Genomic DNA, 22,009 nt, shown 5'->3' with positions numbered 1-22,009 from the left:
TAGCCGCAGTACTTAGGCCTGCGGATTTAACCAGTGAGCGACTTTTTCAAAGGGCATTCGCAGGGCTTTCCGAACCCGTAGTAATCGAATGAGTTTCTTGGGACGCACGTATACGCAGGGAAAAAGCCGGTAGTACGCGTTGAAATTCGCATTCATGCGTTCCGCGTAGTAATCGAACAAAGGCCGTACGTCGGGTCGATCTTCGAAAGTAAACCGGTTCTGGTACCGCGAAATAGAATCGGGTGAAGTGGGCGAATAGCCAGAAAAATGAAAAAACTGTAAGGGCCAGTTATCGTTAATGAGCCATTGTCCATCGCGATACGTGAACTGCCTTTCGTGGAGATTCCAGTACGCTACGTTATGACCGGGATGCCGACTAATGTACACGCCATCGAAATAGTGGGGTACATAATTAATCCACTTCTGATCGGTAAACAGCCCATTACAAATGTCATTATACGCCTGATACGCCAGCTTTTCAGCCCACCAGTTGATAAATTGCTGCGTCTGATCGGTTTTCCGCAGAGCAATAAAACCCAGGTTGAACGTACCCGTGTTGAGTAAATCACACTCATTGGGCATACACGTATCTGGAAACGGACTAAGCGTATGCGGCGTTAGTACAAACTGATGCTCCTGCAAGCGGTCGAGTAAGTACGTTAAGCGGGTAAAAACAATAATATCCGGATCAAAATAAATAAAATTCTGATAGTCAGGATACTGTTTATAGAAATGCTGAAAGAACAGGGGCTTCACCGCCGTATTCAGCTCCGTAATATCGTAATTCTTCTCCATCCACTCCCGGTTTGGAATGTGGATGCGATGGAGCTCCAGTAATTCAAAGGAAGGTATTTTGTCCGATTCGAAAGCTACCCCTTCGAGTCGGTCTACCAAACCAATGACGTAATGAATGTCAGGATTGGTAACCGCCAGCGATTCGCCCAGTGTACGAGCCTGGGCCAGATAGTTGATCGAACAAATAGTAAAAGCAAGCGTTTTCAAGGGGTTGAAGCGTTAAGGGGCTCTTCCGCTTTGAGCGATGTAAATCTAATTTTTATTAAAACGGCCAACCAGGCACTCGTGTTTCTAAGCGGCGGATTTCACCCGAACGTCTCAGGGATACGTTGCCCGCGTGGGTTTCGATCCACGGGTTTCAGCCAGACTCGTTTCCAGCAGTTGCACAAACACTTGCATGGCATGGTCGTCCTGATGGCGGGCGAATACTTTTTCCCGAGCCTTGTTCCCCATGGCTTCCCGTAAGGCAGGGTCGCCTAGTAATTGGGTAATTTGCTGACTCATCATCTGCGTATCCAGGTAGTCGGCTACAAAGCCCGCATCGCTTTCCACGAAATCCGGAGCTCCACCCGACTGAGCAAAGCAAACGATGGGTTTGGCCAACAGGGCGGCTTCCAGCACCACCAGCGGATACGGTTCTTCCCGGGACGTCAGCACGAATACATCAAAGGTAGCCATGAAGTCAAACGGCCGGTCGGAGTGCGGAATCAGGTGGACGCGGTCGCTGAGTCCCAGCCGACGCAGATCTTCCGTAATCATGTGATACTCGACCTGATGCTCATGGCCGCCTACCCACACAAAATGCGTATTGGGTGTCGATTGCCGGGCGAGTTGCACGAAAACATCAATTCCCTTACGCCAGTCAAAGGTACCTACAGCTCCTACCAGCAGAGCCTGTTCCGGTAAATCCAGCAGTTGCCGGATTTGCTGGGTAGCTTCTGCGGAAGGCTGCAAATCCCAGGCTCCATCGGGCAGGAGCGAGGGTAGTACCGCAATGGACTCGGGTGAAATACCGAAACGTTCGATATACACCAGACGTTGAGCCTGCGAACAAGCCCAGTATTGACTAGTATGCCGAAGGGTCTGATTAAAACTCGAAGGGTCCGTATACATCGAAATACCCATGGGCATTTCGTGGGCATAAGTCACGATGGGGCAGGATACCAGGGGACGTAGCAGATTGAGTAGGTCGCCATTGGTAATGGTATTCGAGACAATCAGGTCGAAACCTTCATTCTGAATCTCCTGAAGCACCTGATCGTGAAAGGTTTTACGGTTCAATAAACGCGAAACCTTACTCCGCTGCTGGGTATCGCGGTGATACCAGTGGTAGACGGGAGCTACTCTTTCAAAATCCCGGATGAGCGTACCGCCGTGTTTGAGTAAAACTTTAAACTGATACTCAGGAAGTTGTTTAAGCTTCTTCAGAAAACGAAGCAACAAAATCTGTGCACCTGCCCGGTTGGCGTCGTGACTGATGAACAGAATTTTCTTCATAAGGGGATTAAGGGTTTATTGCTCAAACAAGGGGGCAAAAATACGACTCTTTCTCAGAAAGAAAGCCTTTTTCGTCGATCAAAGCTGTCGCATGATGGTTTCCCAGCGGGAAATAATCACGGAAACATCAAATTGTTGGGCTCGATTTTTCGCTTTTTCAGCGTTGAAAATCAACTCTTTATTCATTACTTTCTGTAGGACAGTAACTACATCCCGTACATTCCAGGAATCGACAACTTCGCCCATTTCTTCCTGTACAAACTCAGCCACACCCCCTGAATTAAACGCGACGATGGGTTTTGCCAGAGCTGCCGCTTCAATCATCACCAGAGGGAAGGGATCTTCCCGGGAAGTCAGCAGAAAGCCGTCGGCGAGGGATAGATAGTGATAATAATCTTCCCGTTGCACGCCCAATACATCAACTCGGACGCCCGAATTATGTTTTAATTTTTCCTGTGTATACGTTACGAATCCGTCGTCAATGACCTGTCCCAACCAAATGATACGAGCGGGAGAGCCTTTTAACTGTTCCGCGAAATCGGGTAGGAGATCAAATCCCTTGCGGTACGTGCTTTGTCCGGACATCACCCAGACGAACTCGTGGGGCTGAATATTCAACGATTGCCGAAGTTTCTGTACGCGGTCCGGCTGAATCTTAATGCGAGAATGATCGATGAGGGAATGGCAGAGTTCGATTCGTTGTCCACCGGCCTCGCGAATACGTTGGCAAACGATTTCCGAACAGCCAATGATGCGATCGCTTTCGGTAATTAATCGCCGGAATGCCTCTCCCTTCAACGCCATGTATTCAAGGGGGAGTTCGTGAAAATGCGTCACCACCCGCACGCCCAGTTCCTGAGCCAGCGGTAATAAGAAGGCCGGTACCAGAGTGTTCAAATACCAGATATCGGCTTTAAACTGTTTCTGTACGTTTCGCAGGTACCGGAAAATCGGGTTTTCGCCGAACTTGTTTTGTAATTTCTGAACGACTGAAAAGTGGTGCGGAGCCGTAAACGTAGGAACATCCGGGGGTAGGTCATTCAGTAATTCACCGGGCTGCAGCGTACACAAGCCCAACTGAAAAAGATCCCGATTGAATCGATTCAGCAAATACCCCATCATCATTTCTGAGCCGGTTCGACCTGCGTAGGGGGTGATAATCAGTATCTTACGAGTGGACATAAAGGGACAGACTCAGGCAATGTTTTCTTCCGGTTTTATCTTGTAAAAACCCGGACGGTTGAATACCGTCGGCCAAAAATACCGCAATAACATCTGAAATCGCCGGGCAAAGCGACGTTGATTTTCCATTTCACTGCCGATGGGTCGCCGATTCTTCAGATTCACAAAGGCTTTCCAGCCCGTAAAAATCGGAATCAACAAGGCATAATTCAGCATGACGACCAGGTACGCCCCCACGCCGTATTGCTTACGTAACCAGAGCAGATTTGAGACCTGCATCTGTACGTTGAACCGATTGACGTAAGAAACATCCGTCCGGCGGAAGGGGGAGTCACTGGTGAGATGCAGGAAACCTAAATCCTTGTAGTACAACAGCTTCCCAACTTTACCGAGCCGGTACGACCATTCCACATCTTCACCGTACATAAAGAAACTCTCATCCAGAGCACCGACTTTTTGTACGGCTTCCCGGCGTACCACCATAAAGGCCCCTACGAGCCAGTCGTGCTGACGGGGATCGGTATATACCGTAGCGGGCAACATACGCTCCACCCAGGCCTGTAGGCGGATAGGAACGATGTAAAAAATGCGGCGAAACTCGGCAAAACTCTCAAAATAGGGTTGAGGACTGCCATTCCCGTACAGTTGCATGGGAGCTGACGCAGCAACGTCCGGTTCAGCATCCATGCGTTCCACGCACACATCAATGGCGTCCATGTTTTGCAACGTATCGGCATTCAGCAGCAGATAGTACCGACCCTGAGCCGCCTGAATGGCCCGGTTGTTGGCCCGAGCAAAGCCCGCATTGTAACCCATATCGATCCACTGAATATCGGGGTGTTGCTCGAGTACCTGAGCTTTACTCTGATCCTGTGAATCGTTATCCACCACAATCACTTCGTAACTGACCCGTTTGGTCCAGTCTTTAACGGATTGAATGGCGGCAATCGTCAGATCCGCACACTTATAATTAATAATCAGAATGGAAACATCAACCATACAAAAGGGCCGCTTCAAATCCGGCGTTTGATACACGATCACTCCAGTACGTACGCTTTCAACAGCTCATCCACTTGTTCTTTGGTATTGAACATGAGCACATCTACGATACTCAACCAGGGTACAAAGTCTCCGCCCAACTGGGGATATTCTACCTTTTCGGAACGAATAAAATTTAACCGGATCTGGTGTTCGGCAAACCGCTCATGGCTGTACAGCTCTTTCCCGCCAATAGGATTGATGTAATGATCCGCTTTTTCCTGCAAGCAGATGTCAAGAATGCGTTCCTGAGCCTTCAAGTCCTGGTTTTCGTAAATCGTCGAACTGGGTACCAGCTTCGTCGTAATGCCCAGATACGCATTGATTTGTACCAGACTATTCAAGATATAGGTACTAATGTTTTCCTCCGGGAATTGTAAAATTTCCTCCAATAATGGATATACCGCCGCGTATTGCGGGGCTTTCCGGTACGTTTGCTGAATGGTCTTCAGCAATTTATCCCGCCATTTCTGCTGTGTATCGATTGAAATTTCACGAATCAGTTTGTTCTGACTGGCGTCTTTCAGCGGAATCGTAAACAGTTGGGCTTTGCCGTTATTAAGCAGGTTATTCCGATTGATCCAGCCCCGGTTAATGAAGGCGACATCATCGTAGAGTACAAACGTATCCACCGCTTTCATCAGCTGAAAATAGCCAATGTACGGAAACAGATAGGGTTGCATGATGGCTAAAGTCATATCGGCTGGGTTCAATGTAAAAGAAGGTTGACTAGAAAGCTCTTTATGAAGAGGAGAGCGTATGAAGGTTACTTAAGCCGGAAAGAGCAGAGCGTTGAACGTCTGCTCTTTCCGGGCTGCTTATTTCAATCTCCGGAGCCAGTAATCTTCCGCCGGAACGATCATTTTTGCTCGGGTAGCGGCTGTTGTATCCGTTCCGAGCCGAATGTCGCCGGGTTGGGGTTTGATCACGCTGGCTGCAAAGAACAGGTATTCCGCTTCTTTGGGAATGGGCTGCAATCCGCGTTCAAAAGGATTGATGGGAATGAGCTTCCGCGTCAGGTCCTTACCGAACAGGGGGTATTCGTAATCGTCGTTGATGTCCGCCAAAGCAACGGTCGCATGTTCAGGCACGATTCGATCAAAATTCTTGTATGCTGGCGTAATATCCTCGCGGGCATAAGACATACGTTCGATCCGACCTTCGTCAAACGCCGAAGGATGGCCGTTGTGAGCTACCGGCAGGCAACGTTCGTTCCACAATACGGCAAAAAATGCGGAAGCACAGGCGAGAGCAACAATGAATAAAATATAACTTTTCAAAGTCAGTTCCCGCGAACCTAGTAAGGAATGCCGTTTCGTAAACAGGACCGTCAGGAAAGGAATTACGTAAATGCTTGTACTAATGAAGTACCGGCCTTTGAACGGATCGTAGGGAGCCGAATACGACAAAGCAGCCGCGTGCAGCAAAGCCGCTCCGGCCAGGAAAAGCAGGGGTTTGGAGCGAATGACCCCAAACAGCACCAGAAATACTAGCGGCCACAACAAAGCAAAACCCATGATGCCCCAGTAGGGTAGGCCATTCATGAAAATGTAATCCCGATTGTAGCTGAACGGTCGGATCGTAAAATCCGTCTCTTCCCGAAGGCGGGCGTGTACTTTTCCTTCCAGCCATACAAACGGAGCTTTAAACCATTGATTAGGCCCTTCAATCACGCCGGGCAGGTTGGTAAGACCGTCCAGGTTCATGAAATCAAAACCGTAACGCAGGAAATTCCGGGTACCTTGTTCGTAAAGATTTGGGCTAAAGATACCGCCGGCTCGTTCCACCGATTGGTGACGCGTAGCCGTAGGGGGCCCAATGGGGTGGTTGTACCGCTGAAGGTTAGACAGATAACCCGTAGGTAACGTAAACAGCAGCACGCCGATAACCGCTGAGGTAAAGAAGTGCTTCAGCTGACCCAGGGAATATTTGACATTGGGGACTCCGAACACAAAGACGTACAACGCCACCATGAATAACGAGGGGAATTGTAGAACTAGTGTGATCTTATGACCCAGACCAATACCAAAAATGAGTCCGGCCAGGTACAAATACCGGCGACGGTGCGTTTGGTGGTAGGCAAACAGGAAATACACCAGACAACTAACGTAACCCATCAGCACGATGTCTGTATCGGTCGTTGTAGACTGGAGGAGTACGTTCGGTAGCAAACCCATCGCCAGAGCACTGAATACGCTGGCTGTGGTATTTCGGCTAATGGATTGAGCAATGCCGTAAGCCGCCAATACGGAAATCCAGTAGCTGAGGTAATTGATAAGCTTGAAAGCATTCTCAATTTTACCCGTGATGAGGTAGCTGTAAATCTGAATACCGCAAACGCTACGGGGATAGGTGTCAATATTCCAGTTGGTACCGTAGAACGGAGCCATCGTACCGCGTTGAATGAAGTACATGACCCGTACCAAATGACCCGTCATACTATCCCATTCATTCGGAACGGTGAACAGCACCAAGAGTAAACTGATAAAGGACACCGTTGCCAGAGTTACGATCATCAGACCAAAGACCACTTTCAGGTAAAGAGACAGCTCTTTATACCAGGTCCAGGTCTTTTGAAGCGTACTGCCCAGAAGACTGATCACAGAGAAATCCTCGTACTCCCGAATGAATACTTTCGAGAATAAGAGGTAAAAAATGAAAGGCGGAATGAATACAAAGCCCGCCCAGAAGCGTACATCCGCCGTTTTATGCAAAAACGATAAGACAAATCCGGAGACAATGATACTACCGGCAAAGACCGTAAATGCCGTGATGATTACATCTACTAAAGACTTTCGTGAGACCTGAGCAGCTACCCGGAAGCAGAAGCCCACGAACATCAGAAAGAGTAGGCGGTACAACCAATCCCACATGTTTGGTACTATTACAGGTTTTCGTTGATGATCGAAATAATTCGTTCGACGTCGTGATCCGGCAGATCCGGATACAGCGGCAGACTTAGGGCACGTACGGCCATGTACTCCGAAACCGGACATGACTGATGAGCGTGCAAAAAGCTCAACGTGTTTAAGGAAGGATAAAAATACCGACGAACGAAAATGTTCTGAGCGGCTAAGGCATCGCGTACCTTCAGCAAATCAGCTTCCGTTTCAAAGAAAACGGGGTAGTACGCATGATTCCACTCCACGTCTGCGGGTATAGTAGGTTTCGTGAGCTTTTCCCAGTTTAGGTGCTGATCGTAGCTCTCCGTAACCCGGCGGCGGCCTGCAATAATCTCATCCACTTTGGGCAGATTACACAAACCCATGGCCGCATGAAACTCCGAGTTCTTGGCGTTGATCCCAATGTCGAAATAGTCATCCCCTACGTGACCAAAGCTACGGTAGAGTTTTAACTGCTCGGAGAGTTCAGCATTAGGCGTCGTGATCATGCCACCCTCCACCGTATGGAACACTTTCGTGGCGTGAAAACTACAGGTCGAAACGTCGCCGTAACTGAGTAAGGATTTACCCTTGTACTGGACGCCGAAGGTATGAGCGGCATCGTAAATGACGTATAAGCCATGCTGCTTGGCAATGGCTTCGATTCGTTCAATCTGACAGGGAATCCCATACACGTGCGTAGCCAGAATGGCCTGCGTTTTCGGCGTAATCAGAGCCTCAATGCAGTCCGGATCAATACAGAGATCTTCTTTCCGGATGTCCGCGAAAATGGGTGTGGCATTTTCCCAGGCAATGGCGTGGGAGGTCGCACAGTAAGAAAAAGGCGTTGTGATTACTTCGCCCGTAATCCGGAGAGCCTTCAAAGCCATTTGCAGCACAATGGTACCATTGGAGCTGAAATGCAGGTGCTCAAGACCGAGGTATTGTCGCAATTTTTGTTCTAATTCCAGAACGAGCGGTCCCTGGTTGGTCAAATGATGGCGTTCCCAGATGCCGTTTAAGTACGCGATATATTCTTCTTGAGGAGGAAGGTAAGACTTGGTTACAAAAATTTTTTCGCTCATACGTTAACCTCCTCTGCCTGTTCGATAGTGAAGGGGAAATAAGGACGAACGGAACCCGGCCATTTGCCGTACCAAGCCACTTCGCCGCGATAATCGTCAATTTCAAATAAAATGGATTCCTGTAGGTGATACAGTACCGTCGCCGCATCTTTTACAATCATCATCGTAATGGTATAGGTGCCATCATTGAGGAAGTTGCCGGGCAGTTCTACTTCGCCCGTAATCACGCCGGGGTTTGCATCCAGTTGGGGAGAGGCCAGGTTAAAGATGGTTTCTCCCGTCATGGAATTGAAGTGCATACTCAGGTTAAGCTTGGCATTCTTGACGAAGTTCCAGAACTCAAACCGAACCCGGATGGGCGTACGTACGTCAATGCGGGTTTGACTGCCGCTAAACGTAGGCATCAGTTCAATCTTTTTGATCCGTACCTGATCATTACCGGGAGCTGATTCGGGGGTAGTCCATTCCCGTACCAGACTGGTCTGGTTAATCTTGGCCATGTAATCGGTAATGATCTGCCCCGTTTCACCGACGGCGACCATTTGGCCACGGTTCATGAATACAGCTTTGTTGCACAGACTTTGTACAGCCGTGAGGTTATGACTGACGAACAAAATTGTCCGACCGCTGTCTGACACATCTTTCATTTTGCCGAGACACTTCCGCTGGAATTCAGCGTCACCTACGGCGAGTACTTCATCGATGATCAGAATTTCGGGTTCAAGGTGAGCCGCAATTGCAAAGCCTAAGCGTACAAACATCCCCGAAGAATAACGTTTTACGGGGGTATCCAGAAATTTCTCGATCCCGGCGAAGGCCACGATTTCGTCAAAATGTTGCTTGATCTCGGACTGTTTCATCCCGAGAATAGCACCGTTGAGAAAGATGTTCTCGCGACCCGTAAGCTCTTGGTGAAAGCCAGTACCTACTTCCAGCAAACTGGCGATACGACCCCGTACCGTTACCCGGCCTTCGGTCGGCTCAGTGATCCGGCTGAGTACTTTTAAAAGCGTAGACTTTCCGGCTCCGTTGTGTCCAACGATTCCGATTCGGTCGCCCTGAGCTACGTCGAAGGTTACATTTTTAAGAGCCCAAAATTCTTCTTTGACGGAAGTCTCCTGTGGCTTGGAACCGAACAGCGATTGAAAGCTATTGAGTACGGTTTCTTTTAACCCCGATGGACCACCGTATTTTTTCTGGTGATCGATGAAGTAGCGTTTACCTATATTTTCAACCTGGATGGCATTCATAACAGGGAAGGTTAACGGAGGGAGCCAGTCAACCTATTGGTGAAAAAAAGCTTTGAAGATTAAATATAGTCAACAAAACCGTTTTCGCGTTTACGGAAAAAAGCAACAGAACTGAAGACAACTACTAGAATAATGATCACACTGGGGATAAAACTTTCCCAGTTGAACGGAGCTGTACCGCCCAAAAGTGTCCAGCGAAAACCATCAATAATTCCTACGATGGGATTCATATTATAAAGCGGGTACCACCACTGATCAGCGTATTGCCGAATATTCATGGACGAGTACGCCACGGGACACGCATAGAATCCAAACTGGATAATGAAAGGAGTAAGCTGGGTAAAGTCACGGTACTTCACGTTCATAACCGCCAGAAATAGTCCGAAACCAAACGAAGCCAGGTACGCCATCCCTAAAAACAGAGGTAAGAATACCAGCTGCCAGGAGGGCGTAAAATCCTGCTTGAAGTAGTACCAAATGTACATCGGAATAATTAAGGCAAAGCCAACTAGAAAATCAACGAAGCCGACCATAACTGAACTAGTCGGTAGGATCAATCGGGGGAAGTAGACTTTCGAAACCAGGTTGGAATTACTTAATATACTGTGGCTTACCTGCGAAAGCGAGTTAGCAAAGAAGTTCCAGATGAGTACACCCGCGAAAATAGCCAGCTTAGGCGGTACACCCGGTTCAAATTGTAACCCCGCTACCTTACCAAACGCAAAAAAGAGGACAGCCGTAGTGAGTACGGGGCGAACGACGCTCCAGAGAATACCCAGAACCGTTTGTTTATACCGAACGGTAATGTCCCGTTTGGCAAGAATCCAGAATAATTCGGTAGACTTCCAAAATTCAGACCAGTAGTTCTTCTGCGACCTGCCGTGTTCTATAATCGTTTCCTGGGTCATGAATTCTGTAATTTTTTCATCATGTTTTGATAGGAATTAATCAGGAACATGGCCGCCAATGACAGCACAATGCCTAGAGCAATCCCAATTTTAATGGCTTTTCCTTTGGGATAGGGAGTAACTGGCAAAGGAAAAGTCGGCTCATCAATAATCATTACTAAGGGGCTTTCCCGAATAAGCGAGGTACGCAAGGCATCGATGTTCCGGATCGACTCCATGTAAAGTCCTTGCAGATAAGTCGTGTTCTGCGTGAGCCGCTGTTCGTTCACCCGACCCGAAGGCATAATCATGTATTGACTATAATCTTGAGATGAGGCTAATCTACGTTCAGCTCCGGTTAGTTTCGTCAGTACCGAATCGCGACGGTGAACGTTTAGATCAAGCAATTCTAGCGTTTTCTGACTTTGCGTTTCTTTGTAGAAATCAGTCATTCGAGCCAGCCAGGTTTCCACCATCAGTTTTGACAACGTATCGGATTCGGTCTTGATGGACAACTCCATAAAACTAGACTTCCGGTCTACGTTATCTATTTGCAAGTCCTGCGAAGCGTAATCACGGAACATATCCAGATAGGACATTTCTGCATTTGAATACTGCTTAATGGGCTTATCCGGGAAACGGAATTTCTTACCCAGGTATTCTTCGTTTTTCGTTCGACGCAGAGCTCCTGAACGGTCTTTGTAAAAGTTAGCGAGCAGATCCGTTTTGTTACCAATCGTGACCTTCGTCAACATAACGCGGTTACCAATTTTCTTGGAGCGAAACAGGGAAATGAAGTTTGGCCCCGAGAACATATTCGCACTTGAACTACCCGCTGACATCCCCAAAGCACTAGCGAAATTAGAAAGCTCCGAATTACCTGAGCCACTTTCCAGGTTAAAGATCAGGGAGGCTTCATACTGATCAGGTACTTCATTCACCTGGTCATAAATCCAACCACCTAAGCCGCCGAGTAGTACACACACCAGTAATAACCACCAATACTTGAGGATTGTTTTGAATACGGTAGAGACCGTATTCATTAGTTTCCGGGGGTCAAATGAGGGAGCTGGCTCAACAACGGCCACCTCCCCATTGGGCGTAAGTACGGGTTTATGAGATTCTTCTGTTACCATAATTATTATGAAAGGCTGGAGTTACGATTATAACGTTCGGAGAATAGCGTAGATACCCAAGAGGCCGGAAAGCGAACCACCGATGGTACCAATCACACCCATCACCTGTGCGGCTGTAATGTCGGCCTGCGTACGTACGGGTACGATGATGCGAGAACCAGGCCGTACTTCCGGATACGAATTGAAGAACAGGAATCGCTTCGTCTTCTTGGCATAGCCATTTGCGTAGATTACGTACGTACGTTTCTTCACGCTACGAGAAGTAAAACCACCGGCCCGTGAGATGTACTCGCCAACGCCCACATTTTTTGTGTAACGGGTTGTCGTAGGCAACTGTACTTCACCTTCAATTTTAATCGTTGGGTTAAACTTCGGAACCGTCAACAGATCTCCATCCTGAAGAATCAAGTCAATATCCGTATGTGGTTTTTCCAGAATTTTCTTCAAATCGATACCGATGGCTTCTTCTTTATTTTCGGCTACTACATCGGCTTGAAGAGCGGATTTCCGACCATCGTTACTGATCGTATTCAAAGTTTTCTGCTGCTGATCAATTTCTGCTTTCGTAAGCTTGGTTCTGCGAATCAGTGAAGCTCCTTCTACGTAAGCGTAGGCCGTAAGTCCACCAGCCCGCTTGATCAAATCCGAAATACGTTCGTCGCGATCCACCAGACCGTAATCACCAGGTGTACGTACCTGACCTTCGACTTTTGCCGCTTGGTTATTTTCGAAGTTGGGAGAAGCCCGTACGTATACGACGTCATAGGGTTTCAACTGGAACTTGGAAGCTTCATCTGTCAAACGCAGGTCACGGCTAATGGACAGGGTAAACGTTTCTGCCAGCGTTGAATTAATGAGTTTGGGATCGTCGGAATCCAGACGTTTGGGGCGAATCACTTCAATGTGATTGGGAGAGGCCGCCGCCCGTAGATTTCCCGCCGTAATGATAAGATCTTCAACGGTCATTCCTTCAAACCAAGGATAGTAGCCATTGGTCTCCGCCGAGTCACCTTTAGGGGTGTTAACTTCACCTAAAATTCGTACCGTCATACCTTCCCGCAACTGGGTTACGCTGGCGACTTCCAGGCGATCCAGAGGTTTAAGTACGATGTTGGTATCTTTTCCGTTGAGAATGCGGGTTAGGTTTACGGGGATCAGTTCTTCCGTCAAATCATCTTTCTGACGGTGGATGGCCGCACGACCCAAAAAAGCATCACGTTTAGGTCCTTCAGCCCGGCGAATCAGGTCTTTTACCGTCGGGTTACGGTCCAGCGGATACGATCCGGGCATATACACGGCTCCACTGACCACCACCATATTTTCTTCGCGTTCGGGTACACGATTGATGCCTACACGGTCACCATTCATTACTTCGAACGTATTCATTTCTTCTTCGCGTACATCAATAAACTTACGGCCATTGGGTGTAATGCGTTGAATCGTAATCGTAGGGCGGTACGCGTCTTCTACGAGACCCCCAGCATATGCAACTAAATCACCGAGTTTTTCGCCGGGTAATAATTCGAAATAACCCGTCTTCTTTACCCCAGACGTCAGTTCTACCCGTGACCGGTAGGGGGGGATTTGAATGACATCATCATCTTTCAGACTGATGTCGCTCATCCGTAAACCTTTCGTCAGGTATTTATACAAATCGATGGTCCGGAATACGGTATCCTGACCGGAACGGTTGCGGCGAATCAGGTTAATGGTACGGAACGATCCCGAAGCGGTTGGGCCGCCTGAGAAATACAGGGCGTTCATGACTGTTGCTAGGGAAGGAAGATTGTACGTACCCGGATTGACTACTTCTCCAATGAAGTTAATCCGAATACTTCGGATGTTACCAATGCGGATACTCATGTCCATACCGCGGCCAATGGGATAGATTCGGGCGAGTTTCGCACGAATCCGCTCTGTAGCGGCTTCAATGGTCAGACCATTGACGAAGATGGGGCCTACCTGTTCGAGTTGTAAGATCCCTTCAGGGGTAATAGTCTTCTGAATATTGATGTCCCGGTACAGATCCCCATACACGTTAATAATCAACTGGTCGCCAGCCCCTAAGATGTAACCTTTTGGGGTAGGAATATTAGTAATTGGAGCGATATCCAGGCTTTTATTTGAGAAGATATCGGCACCAAAAATCTTAATTTTTTGTTCTTTCGTACCGGGCTCTTCTGTATTAGCTCGTAATAAACGCACAGAATCTTCACGGGCTTTCGCTCGCTGATCCTGAATGTACTGCCGTTGCTGGGCATTGTCTACCTGATTGGTATTCCCTGGATTAACCAGAGTAGGCTGTTGCTGCTGAATCGGAAAGTTAGCAGGTAAGCTGGACGAAGGGTAAGGTAATTGGGGGATCTGAGCCCACACCAGCTGAGTGAACAGCAAAAAGCCAGAAATAAGTGTTAGTTTCAGAGTTGATGCAGATTGAAGGAGTGGGACAAAAAGAAAAGTTCTAAAGACGCTAGGCCGAACAAAGGGCAACATTTCGATTCTCTTTTGGTTAAAATTGATTTTTTCCCGGAAGGGTTGGACTCGGAAATACACCTGATAGCTAACTAGTTTCCACTGAAGCGATGATCGAAAATCACTTCAAGCCCACAAAGTAAAGCACTAAATTCCTAAATTCAGCTACCATTCATAGAATTAACATTTGCCTAAAATACGATTTTTCCTATGATGGAAATTGAACAAATCTTATTTTTGATGAACGATTGAATGCTTGAAAAATTGACTCATGGCAGAACAAAAATTAACAGATTACACCGAAGATAGCATTCGTTCGCTGGACTGGAAAGAGCATATTCGTCTGCGGCCGGGGATGTATATTGGGAAACTGGGAGACGGCTCTTCGGCGGATGACGGGATTTACGTACTTGTAAAAGAAGTCATTGACAACTGTATTGACGAACACGTCATGGGATTCGGCAAAACCATTGAAGTGAAAATTGCCGAACACCGTGTGGAAGTACGTGACTACGGTCGGGGCATTCCGTTGGGGAAAGTCATCGACGTAGTTTCCAAAATTAATACGGGTGGAAAATACGACTCCGGAGCTTTCCAGAAATCAGTAGGATTGAACGGGGTTGGTACAAAAGCAGTCAACGCCCTTTCGGCCTTTTTCCGGGTTCAGTCAGTACGGGATGGTCAGGCTAAGTGGGCTGAATTTTCGAAGGGCGAACTTGTGCGTCAGTCCAAAGGTACCATTGAAACCAAGGAACGGAACGGAACACACGTGGTGTTTGAACCGGATAATACGGTATTTAAAAATTACCACTTCATTCCGCAGTATCTGGAAAACCAGATATGGAACTATGCGTACCTAAATGCTGGGCTTACGATTCAGTTTAACGGCCAAAAGTACATAGCCCAGCGGGGTCTGCTGGATTTGCTCGAACGTAAGACGGATCCCGATAGTATCCGTTATCCCATCATCCACCTGAAAGGAAATGATATTGAGATTGCCATGACGCACGGCAATCAGTATGGCGAGGAATACTACTCGTTCGTGAACGGTCAGAATACGACTATGGGGGGTACGCACCTGGCGGCTTTCAAAGAGGCCGTAGTCAAGACAGCCCGCGAATTTTTCAAGAAAGATTACGCACCCGAAGATATCCGGGCCAGTATCTCTGCGGCCGTCTCCCTGCGGGTACAGGAACCCGTATTCGAATCGCAGACGAAGACGAAACTAGGTTCGACGAATATGTCGCCAGATACTAGCTCGCCAACCGTACGCGGACATATCGTTGACTTTTTGAAAACGGAATTAGACAACTTCCTCCATAAAAATCCGGCGGTTGCTGAGGCGATGAAAAAACGCATCGAGCAGTCGGAACGGGAACGGAAGGAAATTGCCGGAATCAAAAAGCTGGCAAATGACCGGGCTAAAAAAGCCAGCGTTCATAACAAGAAACTACGCGACTGCCGCATTCACCTGCCGGATGCCAAAGCCGAAGATCGTCTGGAAACGACCCTGTTCATTACGGAGGGAGATTCAGCATCGGGTTCCATTACGAAGTCCCGAAATGTACAGACGCAGGCCGTATTCAGTCTTCGCGGAAAGCCGCTGAACTGCTTCGGACTGACCAAGAAGATTGTGTACGAAAACGAAGAGTTTAACCTGCTGCAACACGCGTTGGACATTGAAGCCGGTCTGGATACGCTTCGATTCAACCGAATCGTCATTGCTACCGATGCCGACGTGGATGGAATGCACATCCGTTTGTTGCTACTGACGTTCTTCCTGCAATTCTTCCCTGACATTGTACGGAATGGTCACCTGTACATTTTGGAAACGCCCCTGTTCCGGGTACGAAATCCGAAAAAGCACGAGGATACCATTTACTGTTACTCGGAAGAGGAGAAGCAGAAAGCGATAGCCCGGCTTTCTACGAATGGACGTAAAGTGGAGATCACCCGATTTAAAGGCCTGGGTGAAATTTCTCCCGATGAATTTGGAAAGTTCATTGGTGAAGACATGCGTTTGGAACCGGTGATCCTGGAAAAAGAATCGACGATTCCGAAGTTGTTAAGCTATTACATGGGCAAAAACACGCCCGACCGTCAGCGGTTTATCATTGACAACCTCATTATCGAAAAAGATGATGTTGAGGAAATATTGGAAGTAGCCTAACCGACGTTCAACGCCTGATGAGAACCTCCTCATCAGGCGTTTTTGTTTTTCCAAAACAAACCGCATTCGATTCCAGTTTAGTAGCCAGCATGAACGAGCTAAAATTCGCGGAGATTGGTACCAGGAACTGGCCGAAGCAGAGTCTTTATACTCAGCAGGTCATTAAAAAACTGATAATTATTTTTTAATGGGATGACTTTGTGGCACCCCTCCAACAATTGATCCCGTTTATCTTTGCGAAAACCAAATCCAATCTGTCATGGACAATGCATTAGCTACAGAACCCAAGCTTATGGACCTGGACACCTTTCGGTCAGAAATGGACACCAAGGGCTGGGTGATTTTTAATGAAGTACTGGAAGATGACTTCCGTGAAGAACTCATCAAGGCTCAGGATATAGCGACGGAAGAGTGCCGTCAGATTCAGATTAAAAATGGCGTTGTAAACCGCACGGCCGGAACCTCGCACCACTTGGTAGTTTTTGAAGGTGCGTTCATGAAGTTCCTCGAGCAGATGCCTCTGCACGAGTACATGACGGCCTATTTCGATAACGGTCCATACATCCTCAACTCGTTCGGGGGCGTTATGAACTTCAAGGCCGAAACCTCTTCCTACGTAGGAAATGTACACCGCGACATTCGTACCTGGAGCGGTGATTTGCATCTGATGCTGAATATGCTGGTGATGCTCGACGACTTTACGCCCGAAAACGGAGCGACCTGGTTCATGAGTGGTTCCCACAAATACGCCGAAAAGCCTTCGGACGAACAATTTTTCGCCGTAGCTGAACAGGCGGTAGCGAAAAAGGGTAGTATCGTTTTGTTCAACTCGAACGTATGGCACGCCGCTGGTACCAACCAGACCGATCAGATTCGTCGTGGTTTGACGCCGATGTTTACCAAGCCTTTCTTCAAACCTCAGTTTGACTACTCACGCTACTTCGGTTACGAGCGTACGGCTACTTTCTCACCGCTGGTGAAACAGTTGCTGGGCTATAACTCCCGCGTACCTGCCGACCTAGATGAGTGGTATCAAGTACCAGAAAAACGCTTATATATTCCGGGACAAGGTTAATTGCATTAAATTGCAGGCCAATTCAGAAGTGAATTATCCGTAAGCACCTTTTTTGAAAGGACCGACGGATCAACATACGGAAGTAAAATAAACCCAATCCCTTTCCAGCAACTGCTGGAAAGGGTTTCTCATTTAAACAATTCAACCAACGATTATGGATCAGACGCTGCAGGCTGAGTACGAAAACCTGAATAAAATCACTGCCGATTACGACGATTATGAATTTGACCGCCGGATGCGTCATTATATGATGCGTACCCTGGAACCATTCATGCGGGAAGGAAAGGCCTTGGAATTGGGTTGCATGTACGGCGAGTTTACCAGCATTCTTGCCAAGCGTTTCGATGATCTGACGGTAGTAGATGCCGCTGAGGAGTTTCTGGCAATTACCAAAGGTCGGGTAGGCGATAAAGTAAAGTTCATCAACGGACTTTTTGAAACGTTTGAATCGGACGAAAAGTACGATGCCATTTTCATCATGCACGTACTGGAACACCTGATTAATCCGGTTGAAATTATGGCTCGCGTACGTCAGTTCCTGACCCCAACGGGGCGTCTGTACCTGATTGTACCTAACGCCAACGCAGGCTCTCGTCAGATTGCCGTGAAAATGGGCTTTCTGACGCACAATGCCGCTCTGACGCCCGCTGACGTAAAGCACGGTCACCGCATTACGTATTCCCTCGATACCCTTGAAAAAGATGTACTGGAAGCGGGCTTAAGCGTCGTGCACCGGGGTGGTATTTTCTTCAAAGGTCTGGCAAACTTCCAATTGGATAAAGCCCTCGAAGCAGGTATCATCGACGATAAATATATGGAGGGCTGTTTCCAACTGGGTATGGTATATCCGGATCTGTGCAGCAGTGTGTACGTAGTGGCTGAAAATAAATAATGATTCAGTTCAGAGAAATCATCATCGAAGACGTTCCGTCCATCAATCGCTGGCGAAATGATCCGGAGGTAATGCAGTATCTAACAAACCAGTTTCGGTACATTGGCCTGGAGGCTGACCGGAACTGGTTTGCTTATTATCAGCAGCACCGTGATCAGGCCGTGCGATTGGCCATTGTGGACGACGCCATGCTGATAGGTACCGTTCAGTTAACCCAAATAGACCGAGTTAACCAGCAGGCGGAGTATAGCATTATGATTGGTGAAAAAAATCATCAGTCGAAAGGCATCGGACGCTTAGCTACGGAGGAGATCCTTCGTCATGGATTCAATGATTTGAATTTGCATCGGATCTATCTGACCGTACTTCCCGAGAATGATCGGGCCATTCGCTTGTACGAATCCTTCGGTTTTCAGCAGGAAGGTCTGTACCGCAAGGCCCTGTTCAAGAATGGTCAGTTTACGGATGTGATGGGTATGAGCCTTCTTCGCAATGAGTTTCAGAGTCGCTGATTCTGTTCACTCATGACTTTTTTTCTATGAAGCCCAAGCTTAGTGTTTATTGCATTACCTACAACCACGGCCCTTTTATTGCGGAGGCCCTGGATAGTTTTTTAGCTCAGAAAACCAACTTTGAGTTTGAAATCGTGGTGGGCGATGACGCCTCCAAAGACAATACACAGGAGGTATTAAAGGAATATCAGCAACGCTATCCGGATAAAATCCGGTTGTTACTGAATCAGACCAATCGCGGAGCGATCTACAATTTTATTGATACGTACGATGCCTGTCAGGGCGAATACCTGGCTCTGTGCGAAGGAGACGATTTCTGGATTAACCCGCTGAAGCTACAGAAACAGGTAGATTTTCTGGATCAGCACCCGGAGTTTTCGATGAGTTTCCACAACGCAGAAGTTCGTTACCAGGATGGGAGTGCCCCGGCGTACCTGCTCAACGACCATACGCAAAAGAAAGTGGTAACGGTCGATGATCTCATCGGAAACAAGGAGACCTGGTTTATGGCTACGGCCAGTATCGTATTGCGGAAAACGTTTCTACCTAAGCTGCCCGCCTGGATGGTGGAATCGAAGAGCGGAGATATTCCCTTGAATATTTTGATGACGCAACGCGGCCCGGCTGGTTACGTGGATGAAGTGATGTCTGTGTACCGCAAGCATAGCGGTGGACAAAGTAATACTGACCATCGCTGGGAAGCTCACTTTTTATTGAACCGAATCAATATGTACGAACATCTGGACCGCGAAACCGGTTACCAGTTTTCGGAACGGTTCAAGAAAACGATGGCCGAATTTTACTGGTTATTGCCCGATACCGTAGATTTCGAGACAAAGTTCTGGCCGCGGCTACGCTATACAATGCGAGCGGTTAAATACGACCCGGCAACGTATCGGAAACCCTGGACGAATTTGTTCAAGGAAAAAATCCTAACGAAACGGCAGCTTGAAATCTCCCGGAAGCTACGTGGCTTGAAGTAATACCGAATAAACCCTCATGTACTGTGACTTTAGAAGAATTACGGAATCAGATTGATGCCATCGACAATCAGTTGTTGGTTCTGATGAATGCCCGGATGAACGTTGTGCAGCAGGTTGGTGAACTCAAACGATCATCGCAAGCCCTGATTTATCGCCCCGAGCGGGAAAAGGCTATTGTAGACCGACTGGCCCATCAATCCGATGGCTTGCTGCGTTCGGACGCCATCGAAGCCATTTTCCAGGAAATTTTTGCCGTTGCTCGTAATATTGAATTACCCGAGCGAATTGCGTATCTGGGTCCCGAAGGAAGTTTTACCCACCAGGCCGCCGAATCCCGGTTCGGTGCCATGAGTGAGTATGACGCTCTACCCACAATTCGATCCGTATTCGAATCAGTAGAGACAGGGCGGGCGAAATTTGGCATTGTTCCCATTGAAAACAATCAGGAAGGCTTAGTCTTTGAAACCGTTGATAACCTCAACGAAAAAGACATCCGGATTGCGGCCGAAATCGTTAAGCCGATTCACTTTGCATTCGCTACGAAGGCCGAAAAGCTGAGTGAAATTCAGCGGATCTATTCCAAGGATATCGGGTTCCGGCAGTGTAAGCGATTCCTGGATGACTATTTCAGCGGGTATTCAGTAGAGATTATCCCGGTGGAATCAACATCCAAAGCTGCCAAAATGGCATCGGAAGATCCTTACGCCGCTGCGATCTGCTCGGATATTGCCGGAAAGATTTATGGCGTACCCGTTTTGTTTAATAACATCCAGGATTCTATCGTTAACCGTACCCGTTTTTTGATTCTGGCCAAAGAATTCGATACCATGCCTTCGGGAAATGATAAAACGACGGTAATTGTACAGTTTCCGAATTCAGATAAATCGGGTACGCTTTCCCGATTCCTGCGGGAGTTTGAGGTGTACGACATCAACCTAACGAAACTGGCGAGTCATCCCAGTCGGCAGGGGGACCGGTTTGGTTTCTGGTTCCTGATGGAATTTGAAGGACACGCGAAAGACGACAAGGTTCAAAAGATTTTTCGGCAGATCCAATCCGAAATCAAGTGGCTGGGTAGCTACGTAAAGCTGGTAGATTAGCAGACCCAAGCTAACAAAAAAGCAAATCGCCTGAACGTTCCTAACGTTCGGGCGATTTGCTTTGAAATCTGAGTGTAAAGACAGCGGTAAGGCGTCGTCTTTTAAACTTTACTTGGTATAGGAATGGCTGTGCAAAATCGCTAGCGAATCAACCTTATCTTGTCCGATTTGGGTGATAAGAGGTTCCAGACCTTCGTACTTTACCTGCCCCCGTAACCAAGATACGAATTCAAGCGTGAGCTTTTCCCCGTAAATCTCCTGATCAAAATCGAAGATATTCACCTCAATGGTTCGAATCGTTCCTTCTACGGTTGGGTTCGTACCGATGCTGAGCATGCCGCCGTACCAGTCGTTTCGCCAGCGTACGCGAACGGCGTATACACCATCCGCGGGTACTAGCTTATAGGACTCGGGTAATTCCAGGTTAGCCGTGGGATAACCCAGTTGCCGACCCAGCTGTCGCCCTTTGACAACCGTACCACTCAGCGTATAGGGACGACCCAGGAAGTTGGCTGCCGTACTTACGTCGCCCGAAAGTAAGGCCTGTCGAATGCGAGTTGAACTAACGGCCAGGTGCTCCACATCCTGGCTTGGAATTTCCTCGACCGTAAATCCGTATTCGTGAGCGTGAGCCTGTAAATAGTCGAAACCCCCTTCGCGATTCCGCCCAAAGCGGTGGTCGTACCCAATGACAAGACGTTTGGTACCGATGGTATCAATGAGGATGTTACGAATGAATTGGTCCGAGGTTAGTAGCGAAAAATCCCGATTAAAGGGAATCACGACTAAGTGATCGATACCCGACGCCGCCAGCGATTCAATCTTCTCTTCGAGCGTATTCAGCAATTTCAGATCGGCACTGTCTGCCGCAACGACCGTACGGGGATGGGGCCAAAACGTAAGGACCACCGATTCACCCTGCGACTGTCGGGCTGATTCAATCAACCGCTGTAATATTTTCTGATGGCCTAGATGCACGCCATCGAATGTCCCACTTGTCACTACGGCGTTCGAAAGTCTCCGAAAGTGCTCAATGCCATGATGTACTTGCAT

Annotated in this window: 18 protein-coding genes; 6 read left to right on the top strand and 12 right to left on the bottom strand. The window is 47.9% G+C overall.

What is annotated here, in order from left to right; genetic code table 11:
• Positions 1-12: 12 nt before the first annotated feature.
• The 11 genes from C5O19_RS10880 to C5O19_RS10830 all read right to left on the bottom strand — a co-directional run bounded on the left by C5O19_RS10880 (position 13) and on the right by C5O19_RS10830 (position 14,146).
• Positions 13-1,002 (bottom strand): glycosyl transferase, encoded by a 990-nt coding sequence (locus C5O19_RS10880; RefSeq protein ID WP_104712038.1) that lies wholly within the window; start codon positions 1,000-1,002, stop codon positions 13-15.
• 111 nt (positions 1,003-1,113) lie between these two features.
• Complete coding sequence (locus C5O19_RS10875) at positions 1,114-2,292, bottom strand: glycosyltransferase family 4 protein (RefSeq protein WP_104712037.1); 1,179 nt, start codon at positions 2,290-2,292, stop codon at positions 1,114-1,116.
• Between the two features lie 78 nt (positions 2,293-2,370).
• The gene (locus tag C5O19_RS10870; protein ID WP_104712036.1) at positions 2,371-3,474 is read right to left on the bottom strand and encodes a glycosyltransferase; all 1,104 of its coding nucleotides are present in this window, start codon (positions 3,472-3,474) and stop codon (positions 2,371-2,373) included.
• 12 nt (positions 3,475-3,486) lie between these two features.
• Entirely contained in the window at positions 3,487-4,473 is a 987-nt protein-coding gene (locus C5O19_RS10865; RefSeq protein WP_104712035.1) for a glycosyltransferase family 2 protein, read from the bottom strand.
• A 38-nt stretch (positions 4,474-4,511) separates the two neighbouring features.
• Positions 4,512-5,210 (bottom strand): WbqC family protein, encoded by a 699-nt coding sequence (locus C5O19_RS10860; RefSeq protein WP_104712034.1) that lies wholly within the window; start codon positions 5,208-5,210, stop codon positions 4,512-4,514.
• Positions 5,211-5,330: 120 nt separating this feature from the next.
• Complete coding sequence (locus tag C5O19_RS10855) at positions 5,331-7,385, bottom strand: ArnT family glycosyltransferase (RefSeq protein ID WP_104712033.1); 2,055 nt, start codon at positions 7,383-7,385, stop codon at positions 5,331-5,333.
• An 11-nt stretch (positions 7,386-7,396) separates the two neighbouring features.
• Positions 7,397-8,479, bottom strand: coding sequence for a DegT/DnrJ/EryC1/StrS family aminotransferase (locus tag C5O19_RS10850; protein ID WP_104712032.1), 1,083 nt, complete (start codon positions 8,477-8,479; stop codon positions 7,397-7,399).
• Positions 8,476-9,729 carry an ABC transporter ATP-binding protein gene (locus tag C5O19_RS10845; RefSeq protein WP_104712031.1) on the bottom strand — a complete coding sequence of 418 codons (1,254 nt, stop codon included), beginning with the start codon at positions 9,727-9,729 and terminating at the stop codon, positions 8,476-8,478. The genes C5O19_RS10850 and C5O19_RS10845 overlap by 4 nt, the downstream gene beginning before the upstream one ends.
• Positions 9,730-9,788: 59 nt before the next feature.
• Positions 9,789-10,637 carry an ABC transporter permease gene (locus C5O19_RS10840; protein WP_104712030.1) on the bottom strand — a complete coding sequence of 283 codons (849 nt, stop codon included), beginning with the start codon at positions 10,635-10,637 and terminating at the stop codon, positions 9,789-9,791.
• Positions 10,634-11,752 carry a hypothetical protein gene (locus tag C5O19_RS10835; protein WP_104712029.1) on the bottom strand — a complete coding sequence of 373 codons (1,119 nt, stop codon included), beginning with the start codon at positions 11,750-11,752 and terminating at the stop codon, positions 10,634-10,636. Before C5O19_RS10835 ends, C5O19_RS10840 begins: the two co-directional genes overlap by 4 nt.
• Before the next feature lie 27 nt (positions 11,753-11,779).
• Positions 11,780-14,146, bottom strand: a complete 2,367-nt coding sequence (locus tag C5O19_RS10830) for an SLBB domain-containing protein (RefSeq protein WP_165796002.1) — start codon at positions 14,144-14,146, stop codon at positions 11,780-11,782.
• Positions 14,147-14,495: 349 nt separating this feature from the next.
• Between C5O19_RS10830 and C5O19_RS10825 the strand changes: the two genes are divergently transcribed.
• From C5O19_RS10825 to pheA, 6 genes are all read left to right on the top strand, one after another.
• A complete protein-coding gene (locus C5O19_RS10825; RefSeq protein ID WP_094816974.1) occupies positions 14,496-16,394 on the top strand; it encodes a DNA topoisomerase IV subunit B in 1,899 nt (632 codons plus the stop codon).
• Positions 16,395-16,653: 259 nt separating this feature from the next.
• Positions 16,654-17,469, top strand: coding sequence for a phytanoyl-CoA dioxygenase family protein (locus C5O19_RS10820; protein WP_199182041.1), 816 nt, complete (start codon positions 16,654-16,656; stop codon positions 17,467-17,469).
• Positions 17,470-17,623: 154 nt separating this feature from the next.
• A complete protein-coding gene (locus C5O19_RS10815; RefSeq protein ID WP_094816975.1) occupies positions 17,624-18,361 on the top strand; it encodes a class I SAM-dependent methyltransferase in 738 nt (245 codons plus the stop codon).
• The gene (locus tag C5O19_RS10810) at positions 18,361-18,873 is read left to right on the top strand and encodes a GNAT family N-acetyltransferase (protein ID WP_104712027.1); all 513 of its coding nucleotides are present in this window, start codon (positions 18,361-18,363) and stop codon (positions 18,871-18,873) included. Before C5O19_RS10815 ends, C5O19_RS10810 begins: the two co-directional genes overlap by 1 nt.
• A gap of 26 nt (positions 18,874-18,899) precedes the next feature.
• Positions 18,900-19,856: a glycosyltransferase gene (locus C5O19_RS10805; RefSeq protein WP_104712026.1), complete on the top strand. Its 957-nt coding sequence runs from the start codon at positions 18,900-18,902 to the stop codon at positions 19,854-19,856.
• A gap of 23 nt (positions 19,857-19,879) precedes the next feature.
• On the top strand, positions 19,880-20,956 hold the full coding sequence (pheA, locus tag C5O19_RS10800) for a chorismate mutase (RefSeq protein ID WP_104712025.1): 1,077 nt from the start codon (positions 19,880-19,882) through the stop codon (positions 20,954-20,956).
• Positions 20,957-21,064: 108 nt separating this feature from the next.
• Here pheA and C5O19_RS10795 read toward each other — a convergent pair whose 3' ends face one another.
• The gene (locus C5O19_RS10795) at positions 21,065-22,009 is read right to left on the bottom strand and encodes a bifunctional riboflavin kinase/FAD synthetase (RefSeq protein ID WP_104712024.1); all 945 of its coding nucleotides are present in this window, start codon (positions 22,007-22,009) and stop codon (positions 21,065-21,067) included.

The organism is Siphonobacter curvatus, assembly GCF_002943425.1.
GTDB classification, from domain to species: Bacteria; Bacteroidota; Bacteroidia; order Cytophagales; family Spirosomataceae; genus Siphonobacter; species Siphonobacter curvatus.
This window is presented reverse-complemented; position numbering and strand designations above follow the sequence as displayed.